The organism is Ottowia sp., from assembly GCF_016703145.1.
Lineage (GTDB): Bacteria > Pseudomonadota > Gammaproteobacteria > Burkholderiales > Burkholderiaceae_C > Ottowia.
The window spans coordinates 1-21,160 of sequence record NZ_JADJCO010000003.1 but is presented as its reverse complement, the minus strand read 5'-3'; the positions used below and the strand labels follow the sequence as shown (position 1 = coordinate 21,160).

21 protein-coding genes and 7 pseudogenes are annotated in these 21,160 nt (G+C 68.1%); 25 read left to right on the top strand and 3 right to left on the bottom strand.

Annotation, left to right across the window (positions count from 1 at the left end; all coding sequences use genetic code 11):
• Positions 1 to 118: 118 nt before the first annotated feature.
• The 9 genes and pseudogenes from IPG65_RS03835 to trxC all read left to right on the top strand — a co-directional run bounded on the left by IPG65_RS03835 (position 119) and on the right by trxC (position 8,685).
• Positions 119 to 634 carry a biotin/lipoyl-binding protein gene (locus tag IPG65_RS03835; RefSeq protein ID WP_293187970.1) on the top strand — a complete coding sequence of 172 codons (516 nt, stop codon included), beginning with the start codon at positions 119 to 121 and terminating at the stop codon, positions 632 to 634.
• Positions 631 to 1,185, top strand: a complete 555-nt coding sequence (locus IPG65_RS03830) for an efflux RND transporter periplasmic adaptor subunit (RefSeq protein ID WP_293187969.1) — start codon at positions 631 to 633, stop codon at positions 1,183 to 1,185. Before IPG65_RS03835 ends, IPG65_RS03830 begins: the two co-directional genes overlap by 4 nt.
• A 17-nt stretch (positions 1,186 to 1,202) precedes the next feature.
• Positions 1,203 to 4,441: pseudogene (locus IPG65_RS03825) on the top strand (efflux RND transporter permease subunit).
• Positions 4,442 to 4,498: 57 nt separating this feature from the next.
• Positions 4,499 to 4,707 (top strand): annotated as a pseudogene (locus IPG65_RS03820) (DUF2892 domain-containing protein).
• 20 nt (positions 4,708 to 4,727) lie between these two features.
• Positions 4,728 to 6,275: a TolC family protein gene (locus IPG65_RS03815; RefSeq protein WP_293187968.1), complete on the top strand. Its 1,548-nt coding sequence runs from the start codon at positions 4,728 to 4,730 to the stop codon at positions 6,273 to 6,275.
• 44 nt (positions 6,276 to 6,319) lie between these two features.
• Positions 6,320 to 6,559 (top strand): rhodanese-like domain-containing protein, encoded by a 240-nt coding sequence (locus tag IPG65_RS03810; RefSeq protein ID WP_293187967.1) that lies wholly within the window; start codon positions 6,320 to 6,322, stop codon positions 6,557 to 6,559.
• A gap of 21 nt (positions 6,560 to 6,580) precedes the next feature.
• Positions 6,581 to 7,891: an FAD/NAD(P)-binding oxidoreductase gene (locus tag IPG65_RS03805; protein WP_293187966.1), complete on the top strand. Its 1,311-nt coding sequence runs from the start codon at positions 6,581 to 6,583 to the stop codon at positions 7,889 to 7,891.
• Between the two features lie 15 nt (positions 7,892 to 7,906).
• Positions 7,907 to 8,245: a hypothetical protein gene (locus IPG65_RS03800; protein ID WP_293187965.1), complete on the top strand. Its 339-nt coding sequence runs from the start codon at positions 7,907 to 7,909 to the stop codon at positions 8,243 to 8,245.
• The gene (gene trxC, locus IPG65_RS03795) at positions 8,242 to 8,685 is read left to right on the top strand and encodes a thioredoxin TrxC (protein WP_293187964.1); all 444 of its coding nucleotides are present in this window, start codon (positions 8,242 to 8,244) and stop codon (positions 8,683 to 8,685) included. Before IPG65_RS03800 ends, trxC begins: the two co-directional genes overlap by 4 nt.
• 57 nt (positions 8,686 to 8,742) lie before the next feature.
• Here trxC and yjjJ read toward each other — a convergent pair.
• Both yjjJ and IPG65_RS03785 read right to left on the bottom strand, forming a co-directional pair.
• Positions 8,743 to 10,029: pseudogene (gene yjjJ / locus IPG65_RS03790) on the bottom strand (type II toxin-antitoxin system HipA family toxin YjjJ); the annotation flags it as partial.
• 88 nt (positions 10,030 to 10,117) lie between these two features.
• The gene (locus tag IPG65_RS03785; RefSeq protein WP_293189924.1) at positions 10,118 to 10,453 is read right to left on the bottom strand and encodes an NIPSNAP family protein; all 336 of its coding nucleotides are present in this window, start codon (positions 10,451 to 10,453) and stop codon (positions 10,118 to 10,120) included.
• 83 nt (positions 10,454 to 10,536) lie between these two features.
• Between IPG65_RS03785 and IPG65_RS03780 the strand changes: the two are divergent.
• Positions 10,537 to 11,111, top strand: a pseudogene (locus IPG65_RS03780) (helix-turn-helix transcriptional regulator).
• Positions 11,112 to 11,114: 3 nt separating this feature from the next.
• Here IPG65_RS03780 and IPG65_RS03775 read toward each other — a convergent pair.
• Positions 11,115 to 11,405, bottom strand: a complete 291-nt coding sequence (locus tag IPG65_RS03775) for a zf-TFIIB domain-containing protein (protein WP_293187963.1) — start codon at positions 11,403 to 11,405, stop codon at positions 11,115 to 11,117.
• Between the two features lie 73 nt (positions 11,406 to 11,478).
• Here IPG65_RS03775 and IPG65_RS03770 point away from each other — a divergent pair, with 73 nt between their 5' ends.
• The 15 genes and pseudogenes from IPG65_RS03770 (at position 11,479) to IPG65_RS03700 (ending at position 21,069) form a co-directional block, all read left to right on the top strand.
• Positions 11,479 to 12,054, top strand: a complete 576-nt coding sequence (locus IPG65_RS03770) for an ATP-binding cassette domain-containing protein (protein ID WP_293187962.1) — start codon at positions 11,479 to 11,481, stop codon at positions 12,052 to 12,054.
• 128 nt (positions 12,055 to 12,182) lie between these two features.
• Positions 12,183 to 13,910: pseudogene (atzF, locus tag IPG65_RS03765) on the top strand (allophanate hydrolase).
• 41 nt (positions 13,911 to 13,951) lie between these two features.
• The gene (locus IPG65_RS03760; protein ID WP_293187961.1) at positions 13,952 to 14,950 is read left to right on the top strand and encodes an ABC transporter substrate-binding protein; all 999 of its coding nucleotides are present in this window, start codon (positions 13,952 to 13,954) and stop codon (positions 14,948 to 14,950) included.
• A 25-nt stretch (positions 14,951 to 14,975) separates the two neighbouring features.
• Positions 14,976 to 15,821, top strand: a complete 846-nt coding sequence (locus tag IPG65_RS03755; RefSeq protein ID WP_293189922.1) for an ABC transporter permease — start codon at positions 14,976 to 14,978, stop codon at positions 15,819 to 15,821.
• On the top strand, positions 15,818 to 16,639 hold the full coding sequence (locus IPG65_RS03750) for an ABC transporter ATP-binding protein (protein ID WP_293187960.1): 822 nt from the start codon (positions 15,818 to 15,820) through the stop codon (positions 16,637 to 16,639). Before IPG65_RS03755 ends, IPG65_RS03750 begins: the two co-directional genes overlap by 4 nt.
• Positions 16,640 to 16,717: 78 nt before the next feature.
• Positions 16,718 to 16,840, top strand: coding sequence for an AtzG-like protein (locus tag IPG65_RS03745; RefSeq protein ID WP_293187959.1), 123 nt, complete (start codon positions 16,718 to 16,720; stop codon positions 16,838 to 16,840).
• Complete coding sequence (locus IPG65_RS03740; RefSeq protein WP_293187958.1) at positions 16,837 to 17,991, top strand: AtzE family amidohydrolase; 1,155 nt, start codon at positions 16,837 to 16,839, stop codon at positions 17,989 to 17,991. The genes IPG65_RS03745 and IPG65_RS03740 overlap by 4 nt, the downstream gene beginning before the upstream one ends.
• A 185-nt stretch (positions 17,992 to 18,176) precedes the next feature.
• Positions 18,177 to 18,570 (top strand): annotated as a pseudogene (gene hpxZ / locus IPG65_RS03735) (oxalurate catabolism protein HpxZ).
• Between the two features lie 124 nt (positions 18,571 to 18,694).
• Positions 18,695 to 18,892, top strand: coding sequence for a hypothetical protein (locus tag IPG65_RS03730; protein ID WP_293187957.1), 198 nt, complete (start codon positions 18,695 to 18,697; stop codon positions 18,890 to 18,892).
• Positions 18,893 to 19,150: 258 nt separating this feature from the next.
• Positions 19,151 to 19,441, top strand: a complete 291-nt coding sequence (locus IPG65_RS03725) for a hypothetical protein (protein ID WP_293187956.1) — start codon at positions 19,151 to 19,153, stop codon at positions 19,439 to 19,441.
• Positions 19,438 to 19,725, top strand: coding sequence for a hypothetical protein (locus IPG65_RS03720; RefSeq protein ID WP_293187955.1), 288 nt, complete (start codon positions 19,438 to 19,440; stop codon positions 19,723 to 19,725). The genes IPG65_RS03725 and IPG65_RS03720 overlap by 4 nt, the downstream gene beginning before the upstream one ends.
• Before the next feature lie 106 nt (positions 19,726 to 19,831).
• Complete coding sequence (locus IPG65_RS03715; RefSeq protein ID WP_293187954.1) at positions 19,832 to 19,963, top strand: hypothetical protein; 132 nt, start codon at positions 19,832 to 19,834, stop codon at positions 19,961 to 19,963.
• A pseudogene (locus tag IPG65_RS03710) lies at positions 19,960 to 20,205 on the top strand (hypothetical protein); the annotation flags it as partial. The gene IPG65_RS03715 and the pseudogene IPG65_RS03710, both read left to right, overlap by 4 nt.
• Before the next feature lie 496 nt (positions 20,206 to 20,701).
• Positions 20,702 to 20,890, top strand: a complete 189-nt coding sequence (locus IPG65_RS03705) for a hypothetical protein (RefSeq protein WP_366932119.1) — start codon at positions 20,702 to 20,704, stop codon at positions 20,888 to 20,890.
• 14 nt (positions 20,891 to 20,904) lie between these two features.
• Entirely contained in the window at positions 20,905 to 21,069 is a 165-nt protein-coding gene (locus IPG65_RS03700; protein ID WP_293187953.1) for a hypothetical protein, read from the top strand.
• Positions 21,070 to 21,160: the final 91 nt, after the last annotated feature.

The window sequence follows — 21,160 nt, the reverse complement described above, 5'->3', positions numbered from 1 at the left end:
GTCGCAGGCAATGGGCGCGAGTGGCGCGGTGCGCAGATGGTAAGGTATATCAATCATTTGCGCAATTGCGCAAATGATGGAATAATCCGCTTCATTCCATTTCCAGCTGCTTGTTGCCATGAACGCCCTTCCCATTGTTTTCAAGCCTGCCCTGGTGGCCCTGGCCCTGGCCACGGCTACGGCCTTTGCCCAGCAGCCAGCCCCGGCGGCCCCTGCGCCCGCGCTGTCCTTCATGACCGTGCGGGTGTCGGACGGCCCGCGATCGGTGGCGCTGGACGCCGTGGTGGAGGCGGTGCGCCAGACCACGCTGTCGGCCCAGGTCAGCGGCGCCATCGTGGCGCTGTCGGTCAAGGCCGGCGACACGGTGCGCGCGGGCCAGCCGCTGCTGCGCATTGACGCGCAATCGGCCCAGCAGGGCGTGGCGGCCAGCGTGGCCCAGGTGGAGGCTGCCCAGGCCCAGCTGAACATCGCCGTGCGCGAGCTGGACCGGCAAAAGCAGCTGTTTGCCCAGCAATACATCAGCCAGGCCGCGCTGGACCGCACCGCCGCCCAGGTGGACGCAGCGCAGGCGCAGGTTCGCGCGCTACAGGCACAGACCCGCGCCAGCCAGGCGCAAACCGGCTTTTTACCGTGAGCGCGCCCTATGCCGGGGTGGTGAGCGAAGTGCCGGTCACGCAGGGCGACATGGTCATGCCCGGGCGCCCGCTGGTGGTGCTGCATGACCCCGCCGCGCTGCGTGTGAGCGCCGCCGTGCCGCAGGCGCTGATGGGCGCCGCGGCCAACCCCGCCGCTGTGCAATACGAAGTGCCCGGCGTGGCCGAAGGCGCGCGCAAGCGGCCCACCACGGTGCAGGTGCTGCCCGCGGTGGACGCCGCCACCCACACGGCCCAGCTGCGTGTGCCCTTGCCCCTGGGCACCCAGGGCGCCGTGCCCGGCATGTTTGCCCGCATCTGGCTGGACGCACCGGCCGCGGCCGGCGCGCCTGGCCGCGTGTTCGTGCCGCGCACCGCCGTGGTCCGGCGCAGCGAACTGGTGGCCGTGTACGTAATTGACGCCGCCGGCCTGGCGCGCCTGCGCCAGGTGCGCCTGGGCGCGGTGGCGGGCGACCAGGTAGAGGTGCTGGCCGGCCTGATGGACGGTGAGCGCGTGGCGCTGGACCCGCAGCAGGCCGCGCGCACGCGCTGAAGGCAAAGGAAGCGACCATGAGCCAACCCGATACCGCAGCCCCCAACCTGGGTGTGTCCGGCCGCATCGCGGCGCTGTTCCAGTCGGCGCAGATCACGCCGCTGCTGGCGCTGGTAGCCATGCTGCTGGGCCTGTTTGCCGTGCTGGTCACGCCGCGCGAGGAAGAGCCGCAGATTGACGTGACCATGGCCAACGTGATCGTGCCGTTCCCCGGCGCGTCGGTGCAGGACGTGGAGCAGATGGTGGCCACGCCGGCCGAGCAGGTGCTGTCACAGATGGCCGGCATCGAGCATGTGATGTCGGTCTCGCGCCCCGGCATGGCGGTGCTCACGGTGCAGTTCAAGGTGGGTGTGCCGCAGGCGCTGGCCCTGGTGCGGCTGCACGACACCTTGCGCGACAACACCGACTGGCTGCCGCGCAACCTGGGCGTGCTGGAGCCCATCGTCAAGCCCAAGGGCATTGACGACGTGCCCATCGTCAGCCTGACGCTGTTCAACCGCAGCCGCGAGGCTAGCGCGCAGGACCTGGAGCGTGTGGCCCACAGCATGGAAGTCGAACTCAAGCGCGTGCGCGGCACCAAGGAGGTCCGCACCATCGGCGGCCCCGGCCGCGCCATCCTGGTGCAGCTGGACCCGGCCCGCATGGCGGGTGCCGGCGTGGCCGCCGCCGACGTGGGCCGCATGCTGGCCGGCGCCAACGCGGGCGGCGTGGCGGGCGACATCATCACCGGCAACCGCGCCATCCAGGTGGAGGCCGGGCCGTACCTGGCGGACGCGCAGGACGTGGGCGGCGTGGTGGTGGCCGTGCGCGGCGGCCGCCCAGTCTACCTGCGCGACATCGCCGGCGTGAGCGACGGCACGCCGCCTGCGCAGACCTATGTCTGGCATGGCCTGTCGGCGCGCGATGGGGCGGGTGAATTCCCGGCGGTGACGCTGACTGTTACCAAGAAAGCCGGCGAAAACGCCATTGATGTGGCCAACGCGGTGGGCGCGCGGGTGCAGGCTTTGCGCAATACCGTGATCCCCGCCGACACTGAAGTGGCCACCACGCGCAATTACGGCGCCACGGCCAACGACAAGGCACAGAAGCTGATCCAGAAGCTGCTGTTTGCCACCGTCTCCGTCGTGGCCCTGGTGTACCTGGCCCTGGGCCGGCGCGAGGCCGCCATCGTGGGCAGTGCGGTGCTGCTCACGCTCACGGTCACGCTGTTTGCCTCCTGGGCCTGGGGCTTCACGCTCAACCGCGTGTCGCTGTTCGCGCTGATCTTCTCCATCGGCATCCTGGTGGACGACGCCATCGTGGTGGTGGAAAACATCCACCGCCACCAGGCCCTGTACCCGGGGCGCACGCTGGCGCAGATCATCCCGGCGGCCGTGGACGAAGTAGGCGGCCCCACCATCCTGGCCACGCTCACGGTGATCGCCGCGCTGCTGCCCATGGCCTTTGTCTCGGGGCTGATGGGACCCTACATGAGCCCCATCCCCATCAATGCGAGCATGGGCATGGTGCTGTCGCTGGCCATTGCCTTCGTGGTCACGCCCTGGCTGGCGCGCCTGTGGATGAAGCCGGTGCCCGCCCATGGCGCTGTCCCTGCCCAGGCCCACGGCATGGCCGCCCGGCTGGAGCCGCTGTTTCGCCGCATCTACGGCCCGCTGCTGCACACGAGCCGCGGTGCGCGCAACCGGCTCAAGCTGGCCGCGGCCATCCTGGCGCTGATCGGGCTGTCGGTGCTGCTGCCTGTGCTGGGCCTGGTGCAGCTGAAGATGCTGCCGTTTGACAACAAGTCCGAGCTGCAGGTGATCGTGGACATGCCCGCGGGCACGCCGCTGGAAAAAACCGCCGCCGTGCTGCGCTAGCTGGGCGCACACCTGCAGCAGGTGCCCGAGGTGCAGGACTACCAGGCCTATGCGGGCACGGCCTCGCCGATCAACTTCAATGGCCTGGTGCGCCAGTACTACCTGCGCAGCGGGGGTGAATACGGCGACCTGCAGGTCAACCTGGCGGGCCAGGCCCACCGCAGCGACAAGAGCCATGTGATCGCCATGCGGCTGCGCCCTGCGCTGCAGCGCATCGGCGCGCGCCATGGCGCCAACGTCAAGGTGGTGGAGGTGCCGCCTGGCCCGCCGGTGCTGGCCCCCATCGTGGCCGAGATCTATGGGCCCGACGCTGACGGGCGCCGCACAGTGGCGCGCCAGGTGCGCGAAGCCCTGGCGGCCACCGAGGGCGTGGTGGACACGGACGACAGCGCCATTGCCGATGCGCCGCGCAAGCTGCTGCTGGTCGAGCGGGGCAAGGCCGCCGCCGCCGGCGTGGCCCAGGCTGATATCGTGGCGGCGCTGCGCGCCGGCCTGTCGGGCGAGTCCGTCACCTGGTTGCGCGACGCCAGCAAATACCCCACGCCGGTGATCATGCAGCTGCCGCCCGAGCGCCTGGGCGAGCTGGACACGCTGCTGCAGATGCCGGTGCGCTCGGCCTCGGGCAAGCTGGTGGCCGTGCGCGAGCTCACCCGCGTGAGTGATTCGCTGCGCGAGCAGCCGATCTATCACAAGGACCTGCTGCCCGTGAACTTCGTGGTGGCCGACATGGCCGGCAAGCTGGACAGCCCGCTGTACGGCATGTTTGCCGCGCGCGCCGCCGTGCAGCGCATTGCCCCGCCCAATGGCGCCGCGCTGCAGGAATATTTCATCTCGCAGCCGCAGGACACGCTGCGCGCCTACGCCATCAAGTGGGACGGCGAGTGGCAGATCACCTACGAAACCTTCCGCGACATGGGCACGGCCTATGCGGTGGGTCTGGTGCTGATCTATCTGCTGGTGGTGGCGCAGTTCGGCTCGTATCTCACGCCGCTGATCATCATGGCGCCGATCCGCTGACCATCATCGGCGTCATGCCAGGCCATGCCTTGCTGGGCGCCCAGTTCACCGCCACCAGCATGATCGGCATGATCGCGCTGGCCGGCATCATCGTGCGCAACTCCATCCTGCTGGTGGACTACATCCGCCTGCGCGTGGCCCAGGGCGTGCCGCTGGCCGAGGCCGTGGTGCAGTCGGCCATCACGCGGGCGCAGCCCATCGTGCTGACCGGGGCGGCGGCCATGGCGGGCGCCTTCTTCATCCTGGACGACCCGATCTTCAATGGCCTGGCCATTGCGCTGATCTTCGGCATCCTGGTGTCCACCGTGCTCACGCTGGTGGTGATCCCCACGCTGTACTACGCGGCCTACCGGCGCCAGCACGAGCGCGCGGGCACCGCATAGCCCGCCAAACCAGTTCCCCGTTTTTTTTCAACCTCGCCAACCTCAAGGAGAACCTTCATGACCACCTGGCAAATCGTGCGTGTCGTCGCCGGCACCTTCATCCTGCTGTCCCTCGCCCTGGGCGTGCCCGGCAGCCCGCTGTTCGTCAGCCCGTGGTGGCTGGCGTTCACGGCCTCGTGGGCGCCAACCTGCTGCAAAGCGGCCTGACGCGCTGGTGCCTGATGGAAACCATCCTGCGCAAGCTGGGCATCCAGCCCGGCGCCTGATACCCGCACCCGGACCCGTCATGCGAGCCGCGACCCTGAAACCCACCACCGTTGCCCGCTCCACGCTTCACGCCCTTGCGGCGGCGGCGCTGGCGCTGGCCGCGGGGGCAGCCCATGCCACCGGCCTGCTGGAGGCCTGGCAGGCGGCCAGCCGCCACGACCCCCAGGGTCAGGTGCTGGACGCCACCCGCGATGCGGGCGCCGCCCGGCGCGAACAGGCCGCGGCGCTGTGGCGGCCCAGCGTGGGCCTGGGCGTGACGGCCGGCGTGGGCAACGCCGTGAGCGATGTGCGCGGTGCCCAGTTCGCCGCGCCTGGCTTTGGCCAGTCTGGGGGCGTGTCGTTCAGCACATCGCAGCACGGTGGCGCGGCCACCCGGCTGAGCCTGCTGGCCCGCCAGCCGCTGCTCAACCCCGAGCGCGCGGCGCAGCAGCGCCAGCTGGAGCTGTCGGGCGACGCCGCGCAGCTGGAATGGCAGGCCGCGCGCCAGGACTGGATGCTGCAGCTGGGCCAGCGCTACTTTGACCTGATGCTGGCCGCGCAGCGCCTGGACCTGGCGCAGCGCCAGCATACGGCAGTGCAGCGCGCGCTGGCCGAGGTGCGCGAGCGCTTCGCGCTGGGCGACGCGCCCATCACCGACACCCACGAAGCCACGGCGCACGAGCGTGCGCTGGCCGCGCGGGTGACGGCGCTGCGCCATGAGCTGGAACAGGCGCGCCTGGTGCTGGCCGACAGCACCGGCGCGGACGCCGCCACGCTGTCGCCCCGGTCGCCGCATACGGATCCGGCCCCGGTGCAGGGTACGTTGCAGGACTGGCTGGCGCGCGCCGGTCGCGACAACCCCGCCTTGCGGCTGCAGCAAACGCAGGCCGACATGGCCGCGCAGGAGGTGCGCAAACAGGCCGCTGCCGGCGCGCCCACGCTGGACCTGGTGGCCCAGGCCCAGCAGGACCGCCTGAACGGCGGCGGTGACCATGGCGCGGCCGGCAATGTGCAGCGCCAGCAGATGATTGGCATCAGCCTGCAGCTGCCGCTGTACACCGGCGGCATGCACCAGGCGCGCGAAACCGAAGCCGCGCGCATGCACGACCGTGCGCTTGCCGCGCTGTCGCTGGCCCGGGTGCAACTGGCCCAGCGCACCCGCGCGGCCTGGCAGGCCCAGCAGTCCGCAGCCGCGCGCCTGGCCGCGCTCGGTGATGCGCGCACGGCCGCCCTGGCCCGCCTGGACGCCACGCGCCTGGGCCGCCAGGTGGGCGACCGCACCACGCTGGACCTGCTGCGCGCCGAAAAGCCGCCGACAGCGCGCAGCTGTCGCTGCTGCAGGCCCGCGTGGACTGGTTGCTGGGCACGCTGGCGCTGCACGCGCTGGCCGGCGCGCTGGACGAGGCGCAACTCGCGGCGGTGGACCGCCTGCTGGCACCATGAACGCGCCCGCCCTGCCAAGCCCGTCCCGCCAGCGCCGCGCGGCCTGCCTCGCGTTGTTGCTGGGCGCCGCCCCCTTCGCCGCCCTTGCCCAGGGCCTGCACGGCGCCGACGCCGTGAGCCTGGACGAAGCGCGCGCCGCCCATGAAGCGGGCCGTGTGATCCTGATTGACATCCGCGAGCCTGACGAGCATGCGCGCGGCGTCGCCGCCGGTGCGCGGCTGCTGCCCATGTCACAGCTGCCGGCGGCTGGCGGAAATCCCGCTGGACACCGGGCGGCCCGTGCTGCTCATCTGCAACACGCAAAACCGCTCTTCGGCCACCTTGCGCGCCCTGCGCCAGCACGGCTACGGGCATGTGCGCTACGTCCATGGCGGCATGTCGGAGGGGGCGCGCCGCGGCTGGCCGGTCGTTGCGCCGCAAAGTCCCTGAACTTTTCCTGGAGACATTGACATGAAACATTCACCGGGTCGCCGCACGCTGCTGGGCGTGGCCGCGCTGAGCTGTGTGGCGGGCGCATCCGCGCCGGTGCAGGCAAGCGTGCGCACGGGCGCGCGCATTGTCATTGCCGGCGCCGGCCTGGGCGGCATCGCCGTGGCCAACCGCCTGGCCCGCGCGCTGGACGGCGCGAAGATCATCATCGTGGACAGCAAGGAGGAGCACAACTACCAGCCCGGCTACACCCTGGTGGCCACGGGTGTGTGGCCGGTGGACAAGGTGCGCGACCGCAACGCCGACTTCATGCCGCCGGGCATTGAATGGATCAAGGACAGCGTGAGCGGCTTTGAACCGGCGGCCAACACCGTGGTCACCACGCTCGGCCAACGCATCCGCTACGACTACCTGGTGGTCGCCACCGGCGTGCACCTGGACTTCGCGCAAGATCCAGGGCATGGACGTGTCGGCCATCGGCACGGCCCGCGCGCCGGGCCTGGCCAGCGTCTACCCCGGGCCGCAGGCCGCGCAGGCCACCTGGAAGGTCATGAGCGAGTTTGCCGCGCGGGCGGCAACGCCGTCATGACGCTGCCGGCCACGCCGCTCAAATGCGCGGGCGCGCCGCTGAAGATGACCTTCATGTTGCGCGACCGCCTGCAGCAGGCCGGCACGCTGGCACGCAGCAAGGTGCAGTTCATGTCGGCCCTGGGCAATGTTTTTGGCGTGCCGGTGGTCAATGCCAACGTGCTGCAGCGCTGGCAGGACCTGGGCATCGCGGTGGAGTTCACCCACAAGCTGGCGGCCGTGGACATCGGCGCGCGCCGGGCCACCTTTGTCACGCCCGAGGGCGAGCGGATTGAAAAGCCGTATGACTTCCTGCATGTGGTGCCGCCCATGCGCGCACCCGACGCGGTGAAGAACAGCGATCTGGCCTGGAAGGACGGCCCGTTTGCCGCCGGGGGCTGGCTGGAAGTGGACAAGGCCACGCTGCAGCACCGGCGCTTTCCCAATGTGTTCGGCATTGGCGACATCAACGGCACACCGCGCGGCAAGACTGCGGCCACCATCAAGAAAAGCGCGCCCATCGTGGCGGGCAACCTGGTCGCGCTGATCGCGGGCCAGGCCCTGCCCGGGCAGTTTGACGGCTACACGTCCTGCCCGCTGATCACGCGCGAAGGCTCGGCCATGCTTATCGAGTTTGACTACGAAGGCCGGCTCACGCCCAGCCTGCCCATGGTGCAGCCGCTGCAGGACAGCTACTTTGCCTGGCTCATGAAATACCGCATGCTCAAGCCCGCCTACCAGGCGGTGCTCAAGGGCCGCGTGTGAACGGAGGAACCTGACATGTATGAAATCTGGCTGGTGCTGAATATCGTCTGGGAGATCGCGCTGGGCATCTGGCCCTGGCTGGCGGCGGCCGCGCTGCTGTGGGCCGCGCTGCTGGCCCGCAGCCTGCGACAGCGCGGCGCCCGCTGGCGCGCCACGCTGCCGGTGGCCGCTGCGCTGGCCGGCGCGGCGGCGGTGGCGGCGTTCGTGGCCCTTCCCGGGCTGACGCTGTCGTCGCTGTCCCAGCTGGACTACTGGGTGGACTGGGCGAATGTGGCCGCCATTGCCGCGGCTGCGGGTGGCGCTGTGCTGGCATTCACCTGGCCCGTGCTGGCTGCGCGCAGGAGCGCACCATGATCGGCACCCCTGTACAACCCGTGCAGACCGTCGCCTGCCCGCAATGCCACACCTTGAACCGGGTGGCGGATGCCGACCGGCCCAACGCCCATTGCGGCAAGTGCGCCACGCTGCTGTTTGGCGGCCAGCCGGTTGAGCTGGATGAGGCGTCATTTGACCGCCACCTGCGCGCAGACACGCCGCTGCTCGTGGACTTCTGGGCACCCTGGTGCGGGCCCTGCCGCATGATGGCGCCGGCCTATGCGCGCGCGGCCGCCGTGCTGGAGCCGCAGATGCGCGTGGCCAAGGTTGACACCGACGCGCAGCAGGCGCTGGCCGTGCGCTACAACATCCGCAGCATCCCCACCCTGGCACTGTTCAAGGGCGGGCGTGAAGTGGCAAGGCACAGCGGGGCGATGGATCTGGCGCGCCTGACGGCCTGGGTGCGCGCCCAGTTCTGAATCAACCCAGCCGCGCCAATGTGTCGCGCGCAGCCGTCTGGTGCCGCGCCAGCGCTGCAGACCGGGCGCAAAGCGCCGGCTGAAGCCGCGCTCGGCCTGTGCCCGTGCCAGAAAGCGTGCCGCCAGCGCATCGGCTTGCCGCCAGGTGCCATGGGCGATGGCCGGGTGCAGGTTCGCCGGGCTCAGTGTGTCGGGCAGGCCGCCGCCTGACCGCGGGGCAAAGCCCATGGGGCTCATGTCATAGGCCGGCGCCAGCGCCCAGGGGCTGCCTTGCTCCGTCATGAACGACAGGTTGCCGCCATGCATGTCGGTGTTGCCTGTCAGCGTGCCAAAGGCCCACAGCAGCGCAGCGCCCTGCACAGCGTCGAAGCGCACATGGCCGGCATCGGCCAGGCGCTGCACCACCACCGGCCAGGGCACGGGCCCGGCGCCAACGAACTCGGCGTCCATGGCCGCCAGCGACACGATGCCCCGGCGGCCCAGCGGGCCCTCGCGGTCAAACCGCTGCACCTCCAGAAAGCGTTGCGCGCCAGCGTCCAGCACGCCGGTGCGGGTGGCGCTCACGCCGGCTTCGGCCAGCGTTTGCAGTGCCAGGTGCTCGGCCAGCAGCAGGTCGCGCCAGCGCTGTGACACGGGCCCGGGCTCGGCCTCGCTGAATTTCACGAGCACATGGCGCGGGCCATCCGCTGTGGCGGCCCAGGCGCTGAACTTGGGTTGCTCGCCGCCGGCGGATGAGCCGGGCGACTCGCCCCGCGCTGCTTCACGCGCCAGGCGGGCATAGGTGGCGGGCTTGCCGGCCATGGGGATGGGTGCGCCAGCCGCCATGGCCAGGAACTGGCCGCGCGCCGTGTCACCCAGCAGCAGGTTGCCCACGGCGTCGTGCCCATGGACCAGCAGCGCCTGCAATGCGTGGGTGTCAGACCAGTCGCCCAGGCGCGCGGGCAGCCCCAGCGCCGCGCCGTGGCGCGCCACATAGGCCCGGCCCAGGTAGCCCTGGGGCCGCATGTCCAGCAGCCACCAGGGCAGGCCGGGGCTGTACAGGGTGTCGCCTGCTTCAGCATGCATCACAAAACCATCGGACCGTACCGGCACCAGCAGGCCCAGGCGGCTTAACTGGCCGGCGGTGTCTACACGATAAACCGGTATATCAGGCAGACCGCGCAGCGTGTCACGCAGCGCATACTGAATGGATCGCGCCGCACCCAGGCGCACCACCTGGGGCCCCAAGGCGGCCAGCCGGCGCGACAGCGTGGGCTGGCTCAGGCCCAGCGCTTCCATCAGGGCCCGCGCGGGTTGCGGCCCGCCAGCCAGGCGCAAGCGCAATAGGTCCAGGTCGGCATTCATGGCGGATTTTGAATGGATTTGTGAATAGATAAATGAATGGATATTCTAGACGCTATCCATGCACGCCGCGCGAATCGCTGGGCGCTGACTAGGGGGTAGTGGGCAATCCATTGAACGTGCCGTTCACCAGCTCGCAGAACGTGCGCTCTTCACGCAGGATGAAGCGCAGGCGTTGCGCCATCAGGAAATTCTCGCGCCCCTGGGCATCGGTCTTCAGCCTCGCCCGGTAGGCCTCATATGCAGCCAGGCTGTCAAAGCTGATCAGGCCCCAGGCCACGTCGTTTGTGCCTTCATGCGGCAAAAAGTAACCCAGCAGGTGCCCCCCGCAACGCGGGATGATGCGCCCCCAGTTTTCGGCATAGGTTTTGAACGCGTCGCGCTGGAACGGATCGATCTGGTAGCGGATGAAGCAGGTGACCGTCATAGTGTGTGTCATGGGGTTCTCCTTGCAAAGTGCGCCCATCTTGAGCCGCCGGAGTGCCAGAATGCTTTGCTCCAGAACGAAGCATGGGCCGCGCCCACGGCTGTACCGTCACGCTCGCGAACACCAACCAGATTGCCCACGTCGCGTCCCTTGTCGGCGAGCCGGCGCGCACCGCCATGCTGCTGGCGTTGATGGACGGCCGCGCGCTGACGGCCCATGAGCTGGCCGCTGTGGGCAACATCGGCGCGGCCACGGCCAGCCGGCACCTGGCCTTGTTGATAGAAGCCGGCCTGTTGGCCATGGAGCGCCAGGGTCGCCACCGTTACCACCGCCTCGCGTCGCCCGAGGTCGCCCGCGTGCTGGAGGGCATCACCCAACTGGCCGCGCAGCGCTCTTGAAAGGACTGGGTGTGAACGCAGCCGCATTGCCGGGCGCCGAAGGCAAGCGAGCGCATTGCCGCCCTTGCCTGGACTGGAGCGAGCGGCGCGCCCATGTGGCCGGCCGCCTGGGCGCGCTGATCTGCAGCCAGTGCCTGGACAGCGGCTGGCTCGTGCGGCGCAAGGATTCGCGCGCGCTGGAGGTTACGCCCAAAGGCGCCGTGGCCCTGCGCAACGGGCTGGGTCATGCACGCTGGAACGCGCTGACCCAGGACGCCTGAAGCTCAATCGAAGTCGAACAGCTCGCCCAGAAAGCCTTCGCGCTTTTTCTTGCGGTAGTAGCCGCGCTCGTCGTAGTGGGGCGGGGGTGGCTGGCGGTAAGCCTGTTGGGGTTGCTGCACAGGTGCCGCTTGCGGCGCAGGTTGCTGAGCGGCGGCAGGCGCGGCCCGCTCGATGATCTTGTCCAGCTCGCCGCGGTCCAGCCAGACACCGCGGCATTGCGGGCAGTAGTCAATCTCGATGCCGCTGCGCTCGGACATCACCAGGTTCACACCATCACAGGTCGGGCACTTCATGGTTGGGAGCTTTCAAGGGTTGCAAGCGGGTATTGTTCAGCGTTCTGATGCGCGGCAGTGCAGGAAGTTTCCGATGCAAATTCAAGACCTCAGCTTTGCCTGGCCCGGCCAGCCACCGTTGTTCAGCGGCCTGTCATTCACCGTGCCTTCCGGCGTCACCTGGCTGGGTGGCGACGAGGGCACTGGCAAGACCACGCTGCTGCGCCTGATGGCCGGCGAACTCCAGCCGCAGGCAGGCACCCTGCGCACGAGCGGCACTGTGTTCTGGGTCAACCCCCGCGCAGACGGCTGCGACGCCTTGACACCCGGCCAGTGCTTTGACCGCGTGGCGCAGCAGCACCCGGCGCTGGACCGGGCTGTGCTGGACGATCTGGTGCATGAGCTGGACCTCGCGCAGCACATGGCCAAGCGGCTGGACATGCTGTCCACCGGCTCGCGGCGAAAGGTCTGGCTGGCGGCGGCCTTTGCGTCAGGCGCCGCGCTGACATTGCTGGACCAGCCGTTTGCCGCGCTGGACAAGGCGTCCATGGGCGTCATCACCGAGCAGCTGCAAGAGGCTGCGGGCCATCCAGAGCGGGCATGGGTCGTGGCGGACTATGTGGCGCCACCGGGTGTGCCGCTGGCGGGTCAGGCGGAACTGGGCGGCTGACGGACAAGCTGGCGGCCAGCCATGAGTCGTATTTCGAAAAATGCGGCTCATAACGTGAGCCGTAGAGGGCGGCACAAGGTGGCACAGTCTTTGCATCTCATCTTGGATACAAGATTGGATGCTCAGATATGGTGCACACCGTCCTTCCTGCTGAAACTGCTGCCGCCGCCCCCGTGGGCGCTGCGCCGGCCAGTGCGCCGCAGGCCTGGATTTCCCGATTCGACACGCCGCTTGCTCTAACTGACAGGGGGCCGCTGGCCGGCCTGCGCTTTGCGGCCAAGGACAACATCGACGCCGCCGGGCTGCCCACCACGGCCGCCTGCGCGCCCTTTGCCTATGACCCCACCGCGCACGCCACGGTGGTGGCCAGGCTGCTCAATGCTGGTGCATCGCTGGTCGGCAAAACCAATCTGGACCAGTTTGCCTGCGGGCTGAACGGCACGCGCTCGCCGTATGGCGCGGTGCCCAATGCTTTCAACGCTGCCTATGTGTCAGGCGGCTCCAGTTCGGGCTCCGCCCATGTGGTGGCCTCAGGCGAGGTGGACTTTTCACTGGGCACCGACACCGCCGGTTCGGGCAGGGTGCCTGCGGGGCTGAACAACATCGTGGGCTTGAAGCCCAGCAAGGGGCTGATCAGCGCACGTGGCGTGGTGCCTGCAGCGCAGAGCGTGGACTGTGTGTCCATCTTTGCTCGCACGGTGGGCCTTGCCGCGCAGGTGTTGCACGCAGCCATGGGGCATGACGCGCTGGATCCGTTCTCGCGCAAGCTGCACATGGCCGGTGCACCGCTGCCTGCCGCCTTTCGCTTTGGTGTGCCGACCGAGCTGCCCTTTTTTGGGGATGCCGCCGCCGAAGCTGCATTCGGCCAGGCCGTCACGCGGCTGCGTGCACTGGGCGGCACACCGGTGGCGGTGGACTTCACACCGCTGGCGCAGGCCGCCGCGCTGCTTTATGAAAGCGCCCTGGTGGCCGAGCGTTATGCGGCCATCCGTCCCTTCTTCGATGCGCATGAAGCCGATGTGATGGAGCCGGTGCGCGGCATCATCGCCAGCGGCCGCGCCTACAGCGCGGCCGACCTGGTGGATGCGCAGGTGCAGTTGCGCGCTTTGGGCCAGCGCGCTGCCGCCATGTGGGGCGACATTGACGTGCTGCTGGTGCCCACGGCCCCACGCACTACACCATCGCCGCGATGCAGGCCGATCCGGTGGCGCTTAACCGCAACCTGGGCGCGTACACCAATTTTGTGAACCTGCTGGACTACGCCGCGCTGTCGGTGCCCAGCAGTATCCGCGCCGGACGGCCTGCCGTTTGGCATCACGCTCATCGGCCCCTGCGCCAGCGACTGGCAGCTGGCCGAGCTGGGCCAGCGCTTTCACCACAGCACGGGGTTGACGCAGGGCGCCACGGGGCAGCCGCTGCCCCCGCCCATCGCCATCCCCGGCCTGCAGGCGCAAGCCATGGTCAAGCTGGCCGTGGTGGGTGCGCATTTGTCGGGCATGCCGCTGAACAGCCAACTGACTGAGCGTGGCGCTTGCCTGGTCGGTACCGCCAGCACCGCACCGCACTACCGCTTTTTCGCACTGCCCGGCACCACGCCGCCCAAGCCCGGCTTGCTGCGCGTGGCCGACGGCACGGGGGGTGCCATTGCGCTGGAAATCTGGGAAATACCCGTGGCGCATTACGGCAGCTTTGTCGCGCTGATTCCGGCGCCGCTGGGCATCGGCACGCTCACATTGACCGACGGTACCAGCGTGCAGGGCTTTGTGTGCGAAGCCCTGGCAACGCAGGGTGCGCAGGACATCACCCACCTGGGCGGCTGGCGCGCGTACATCGCATCGCTGAAGGCTGCCGCCTGATCTTCAACCCCTTCATTCATCCAACCCAGCAGGAGCATTCCATGAGCCAACACCGTCAAGCCAACCGCCGTACCCTGATCAAGGCCGGCGTCGCCTCCGCAGCCCTGGGCCTGCTGGGCGCACCCGCCATCGTGCGGGCACAAGCCGGCCCCAAGATCCGCATCGGCTACTGGCCCATTGCGGCCGGGCTGCCGTTCTATTCAGCCATCGAGCTGGGCTACTTCAAGGAAGCCGGCCTGGACGTGGAGCCGCTGAAATTTGCAGGCGCCCAACAGGTGATGGAAGCCGTGCTGTCAGGCCGCGCTGACGGCACCGCCAACGGCACGGGCTCGGCCAACATCGCCATCGGCGAAATCGCCGCGCCGGGTACCTTCAAGATTTTCTGTTCCAACCCCAGCAACGTGAAGAACGTGCTGGACGAAGTGATCGTGCCCGTGGCCAGCCCCGCCAAGGTCATGGCCGACCTGAAGGGCAAGCGCGTCGCCTCGGGCCCCGGTATCCAGAACGTGACGTTGGCCAAGACCGTGCTGGAGCGCGGCGGCGCCACCGGAGCCACTGTGGTGGAACTGCCCATCGGCCAGCATGTGGCCGCGCTGGCCGCGGGGCAGATCGACGCCGCTTACACGCTGGAGCCCACCGGCACCATCGGCCGCATGAACGGCACCACCCGTGTGCTGGAGCCGGGCGTGATCGCCAGGTACGTGCTGGGCGACCCCATGGCACCGTGGTTCGGCGGATCGGCGTCGCTGGCATCGGCTTTCATCCAGAAGAACCCCGACGTGGCCAAGAAGTTCATCGCGGCCTATGGCAAGGGCGTGAACTATGTGCGAACCAAGCCGGTGGAAGCGCGCCAGTACATGAAGGGTTACACCGCCATCGAAGGCCCGCTGACCAGCGAGGTGCCGCTGGCCGCCTACACCATGTACAACGAGTTCACACCGGCCGACGTGGCGCACTTTCAGAAGTTCTTCGACCTGTTCAGCGAGAAGGGCATTTTCACCAAGCGGCTGATGGTCGACAGCATGCTCTACAAGGGGTAAAACCATGCGCGCCACCCCAGACGCCATGCCCGGTGCGCCGGTGCCGCCCGCCGCGGCGGCCACGCCCAAACCCTGGACACCGCCGGCCGCCAACGCACCGGCCGCCCCGCCGCGCGCGCCGCAGTGGGAACGGTTGCTGCCTTTCATCGGCCCCATCGTGCTGTTCATCCTCTGGGACCTGGCGGTGCGCACCGGCTTCATCAAGGCCATCTTGCTGCCGCCGCCCATGGACGCCCTGGGCACGCTGATCAGCGGCCTGTGGGGCGGCCCGCTTCTGAAAGACTTTGGCGTCACGGTCATGCGCACGGTGCAGGCGTTTCTGATTGCCGCAGCCGTGGGCATGCCGCTGGGTGTGCTGCTGGGCAGCAACGAGCGGGCCTATCGCAGCGTGGAGTTTTTGATTGATTTCTTCCGCTCTACGCCGTCGTCGGCGCTGATCCCGCTGTTTCTCATGATCTTTGGCGTGTCAGACGTCAACAAGGTGGCGATTGCCGCGTTTGGCGCGTTCCTGATCGTGGTGTTCAACAGTGCCTACGGCGTGATCAACGCGCGCAAGCAGCGCGTGATGGCAGCCAAGGTGATGGGTGCCACGCGCTGGCAGATCTTCAAGGACGTTCTGGTCTGGGAAAGCCTGCAACCCAGCTTTGTGGGGCTGCGCTCGGCCGTGTCCATGGCTCTGGTGATCGTGATCGTGGCCGAGATGTTCATTGGCGCTGACAGCGGCCTGGGCAACCGGATCATCAATTCGCAACAGGTCATGAATGTGCGCGACATGTACGCGTCCATCCTGGCGGCCGGTGCTTTGGGATATGCCCTGAACATCCTTTTCCTCATCGCCGAACGCAAGATTGTTCACTGGAGCGGAAGATGAGCACCGTATTGAATGCACCGGTCTATGCAGACGTCCCCGTGCCGGAGTTCAAGCCCGGCCCGGCCGGCACGCACATCACCATCCGTGGCCTGACCAAGTACTTCGCGGGTTGGCCGCTGTACGAAAACTTCGACCTGGACATACCGAAACACAAGATTGTTTCGGTCTTCGGCCCCAACGGCTGCGGCAAGAGCACGCTGATCAACATGATCGCGGGGCTCATCCCCATCGACAGCGGCGAGATCCTGTTTGACGGCAAGAGCCTGAAGGACACCAAGATCGGCTACGTGTTCCAGAACTACCGCGAGGCCATGTTCCCGTGGATGCGCACCATCGACAACATCGCCTACCCGCTCAAGCTGGAAGGCAAGTCCAAGGCCGAGGTGGACCGCCGCATGGCCGAGCTGGTGGCGTCGTTTGACGTCAAGTTCGACCTCAACCGCTACCCCTACGAGCTGTCGGGCGGCCAGCAGCAGACGGCGTCCATCATGCGGGCGCTGGCCAACAACCCAGAGGTGCTGTTCCTGGACGAACCGTTCTCTGCGCTGGACTTCGAGATGACGCTGTTCATCCGCGAAAAGCTGCAGGAGGTGTTCGTGAAAACTGGCACCACCATGCTGCTGGTGTCGCACGACCTGGAAGAAGCTGTGTACCTTGCCGACCAGGTGCTGCTCTTGACCAAGCGGCCGACCAAGGTGGCGGAAATCCTGGCGTATGACGACGCGCGGCCGCGCACGGTGGATACGCTGAGCGAGCCCAGCTTCATCGCCACCAAGAAACTCAGCCTGGAGATTTTCCAGCGCGAGGTACGCCGGTGAACGAGGTTGAAACGCTCGCCTACGTGAAGGCCAGCGCTGCGGCTTTGGGCGTGCCCCTGGACGCCGCGCGCGCGCGCCGTGGCGGGCCACCTCGAGCGCACCGCCGCCATGGCTGCGCTGCTGGAGCGCGTGCCGCTGGCGCCCGAAGACGAGCTGGCCGACATTTTCAACCCCTGCCCCCGGGACCGCGCACCCACATGAACGCCACAGAAGCCCTGGAAGCCTGCATCGCCCGCATCGAGGCGACCGATGGGCAAGTGAATGCCTTCACCGGCAAGAGCTATGCGCGGGCGCGCGCCGAAGCGGCTGACATCGACGCGCGCCGCGCGCGCGGCGAGGCGCTGGGCCCATTGGCCGGTGTGCCCTATGCGGTCAAGAACCTGTTTGACATCGAAGGAGAGGTCACGCTGGCAGGCTCCAAAGTCAACCGGGGCCATCCGGCGGCAAGCGCAGACGCCTTTTTGGTCCAGCGCATGAAAGCAGCTGGTGCGGTGCTGATCGGCTCGCTGAACATGGACGAATACGCCTATGGCTTCACAACGGAGAACACCCATTACGGCCCCTGCCACAACCCGCACGACCTGACGCGCATTGCAGGCGGATCGTCGGGCGGCTCGGGCGCGGCGGTGGCCGCCGGCCAGGTGCCCGTCACGCTGGGCTCAGACACCAACGGATCCATCCGTGTGCCGTCGTCGCTGTGCGGTGTGTGGGGCCTCAAGCCCACGTTTGGGCGCCTGTCGCGCCGCGGCAGCTATCCGTTTGTGCACAGCGTGGACCATCTGGGCCCGTTTGCGGATTCGGTGGAACGGCTGGCGGCCACCTACGATGTGCTGCAGTCGCCCGACCCGCTGGATGCGGGCTGCCACACGACGCAGATCGAGCCGGTGATGCCGTCGCTGGTGCAGGGCGTCGGCGGCCTTCGCATTGGTCTTCTGGGCGGCTACTTTCATGACAACGCCACGCCACCCGCACGTGAAGTGGCCCGCACGGCGGCGCGCGCGCTGGACGTGATCGAAATGGTGGAGTGGCCGGACCCGGCCATGGCCCGCGCGGCGGCCTTCATCACCAGCGCCAGCGAAGGCGGCGCGTTGCACCTGGACGATTTGCGCACGCGCGCAGATGACTTCGAGCCACTGTCGGTGGACCGGTTCATCTCGGGCGCGCTGCAGCCGGCCGCCTGGTACCTGCGCGCGCAGCGCTTTCGCCGCGTGTACCGCGACCGCGTCAACGCGCTGTTCCAGCACTGGGACGTGCTGATCGCACCCGCCACGCCCGTGGCGCCGCCAGTGATCGGCACCGGTGGCTGGACATCAGCGGCCAGCGCCAGCCCTGCGCCCGTCGCCGCCTGCTGACGCGCAACCCATCTCGTTTGCCGGCTGCCCCCGTGGTGGCGGCGCCGATGTCAGCCGTCGGGCACCGACGGCTTGCCCATAGGCGTGCAAGTGATTGCCGCGCCCTGGCGCAGACCTGGCGCTGCGCGCCCGCCAGTAGTGCTGCAGCAAATGGGCGTGGCGCACCTCAAACCGGCGGTCATCTGATGGACATCAACCTGCCTGACATCGTGGCTGAAGTCACAGCCGCCTTCGGCGCGCCGCGAAAAGGCGCTTGTCACCAACGACGTGGCTGTGCTGGACGAGCTGTTCTGGGACAGCCCGCACACGCTGCGCTACGGCGGCACCGAAAACCTGTACGGCTACGACGCCATCCGCGCTTTCCGCGCGGGCCGCTCATCGCAGGGCCTGGCGCGTGAGCTCATGCACATGGTGATCACCACTTACGGCCGCGACTTTGCTACCGCCAACACCGAGTTCCGCCGCACCGGCGCCGCGCGCACCGGCCGCCAAAGCCAGACCTGGCTGCGCACACCGGCGGGCTGGCGTGTGGTGAGCGCGCACGTGAGCCTGCTGGACGCGCCGCCACCGCTTTCCTGACCGTCTTTCACCAACCCCTTGCACGAATCCTGCTATTAACCCCCTTTCAACCCTGGAGAAGACCGAGGACCGCAACACACCAACCGGTGACTCCTCAAAACCTGGCCGCTTTGGGCGCCGTGGCTTGCCAGCCCGCTGGCCTTTGCGCAAAGCCGCTGACCGTGGGCGTGATTTACGTCGCCCGCGCGACGACTTTGGCTACCAGGCGCAGGCTTCCCGGGCTGCCGCCGAGCTGAAGAAGATGCCCGGCATCAAGGTGGTGGAAGAAGAAAATGTGCCCGGGGACCGCCGCCGTGCAAAGACCATGACCGTGCATGATTAGGCAGGACGGCGCCAGCGTATTGTTCCCCACGTCGTTCGGCTACTTTGACCCGCACATGCTGGCGGCCGCCTGGTACCCCGACGTGCGCTTTTCCCCATTGCGGCATGTGGACCGAAGCCAGGCACCCCAAGAACACGACAGTCACTTTGGCTACATCGACGAATGCCAGTACCGAACGGCGTGGTGGCCGCCGGCACATGAGCAAGAGCGGCAAGATCTGCTACGTCGCGTCCGCCATCCCTGTAAGTTAAGACATCAGTGCGTTCTGATGGGCGCGCGTTCGGTCAAGCCCGCCACACCTGCAGCGTGATCTTCACCGGCGACTGGTCCCTGGCCGCGAAGGAGGCCGAAGCCACCAACAGCCTGGCCGACCGGGGCGTGGACGTGTTCACCATGCACGTGGACGTCCCCAAGGTCGTTGTGGAGACCGCCGCCAAGCGGGGCAAGATGGTCTGCGGCTACCACGCGTCCCGGGCCAAGCCGGCACCGCAGGCCTACCTGACAGGCGCCGAATTGGAACTGGCTGACTGCGTACCAGACCGTCATTGACGGCTGCCAAGGCCGGCAAGCCGCACCCCAACTTCATCCGCGGCGGCCTGAAAGACGGCTACGTGAAGATGTCCGCCTACGGCCCGGCCGTGACCGACGCGGCCAAGAAAAACGCCGACGACATCAAGGGCAAGATGATCGCTGGCACGTTCGACATCTTCAAGGGTCCGCTGAAGGACAACAAGGGCAACACGATCATTGCAGCGGGCAAGACGCTGAAGCAGACGGACCTGGAGCTGGAGAAGATGAACTACCTGGTTGAAGGGGTTGTGGGCTCCATCTGACAACCCCCCGTCATTCCCGCGGAGGCGGGAATCCAGCGCGTCCGTACCCAAAGCCGGATGCCCTGGATCCCCGCCTTCGCGGGGATGACCACCCCAAGAAGCCAGCATGAAAGACACCCTCACCGACATCGCCCTGCCCGTTGCCGCCATCGCGGCGGCGCTGTTGTTGTTCGGCGTGTTCGTGTGGTTTGCGGGTGTGAGCCCACTGGAGGTGTGGTTCCTGCTGTTCAAGGGTTGATCCCGGTGGCCATCCTGTTCGGAGGCTTTGGCGCGGCCGGCAGCCTGTTGCAGCGCCGCCTGGGGCTGCCTGATGCATCGGTCATGGTGCTGCAGGGCATTGCGTTTGTGCTGATCCTGGCGAGCGAGGCGCTGCGGGATGTGGACTGGAAGGCCTTGCGGGCGGTGGCAAGGCTGCGGGCCCAGCGGTGCGCAGGCGGTCGATGGGGGGGGAGCAGCCGCAGATCGCATGACAGCAGATGACTAACTTCTGACTTTCTTCGCAGGCATCCTGGGCGGTACTTGCGCGTGGGCGTTCCGTTTCTGTTCGTCAGCCTGCAGTGAATGCCTGACCGAAAAATCCGGCCGCATCAACCTGGGGCTGGAGGGCGTGGTATTTTTATCAGCCGGCGGCGTTTGGCGGCGCGTACCTCAACTGGCTCGGCCTGGACGGGGCGTGCTGATGAGCGCCGCCGCGGGCTAGTTCGCCGCGACGCTGCGCATGGCGTGCTCCGCTCGCTGCCGCGTGTGAACGAGCGTGGCCCACGGGTATTGCGCTCGTGCTGCTGGGCACGGGCCTGGCGTTCTGTCTGGGTGACCGCTGAAATCCGGCCACGGGCGCCGCGGATCCCGGCCATTGCCCTGAGCAACTGGAGCCGACAACGCCTCCCTGCGCAACGCGCTGCGGGTCAACGCTGCTGTTGCCGGTGGGGCTGGTGATTGCCGGGGGGCACTGTGGTGGGCCCGGGCGCGCACGCGCATGGGCCTCCTGGTGCGCATGGCAGGCGGTCCAGCCAATGCCACGCGAGCGCTTGGCTATTCGGTGTCGGGCATCCGCATCGCGGCCACGGCAGCAGGCAGCGCCATTGCCGGGCTGGGCGGTGCATCGCTCACGCTATTTTACCCCGGCAGCTGGAACCCGAGGGCATCTCCAGCGGCCGGGGCCTGATTGCCGTAGCGCTGATGATCTTTGCGCGCTGGAGCCCGCTGCGCTGCATTGGCGCAGCGGCGCTGTTCGGCGGCATGGGCGCCATCGGCCCGGCGTTGCAGTCCATCGGTATCAGCTGGGGACACCTGCCTGGCTTCAACACATTGCCCTATGTGCTGACGCTGCTGATCCTGGTATGATCACCTGCAAGCCCAGCGGTGTGGCCGCCGGGCAGCCCAGGGTGAACTCTCACCAACACGTTAAGGGACTGCGCATGTCTCTGGACTCGGC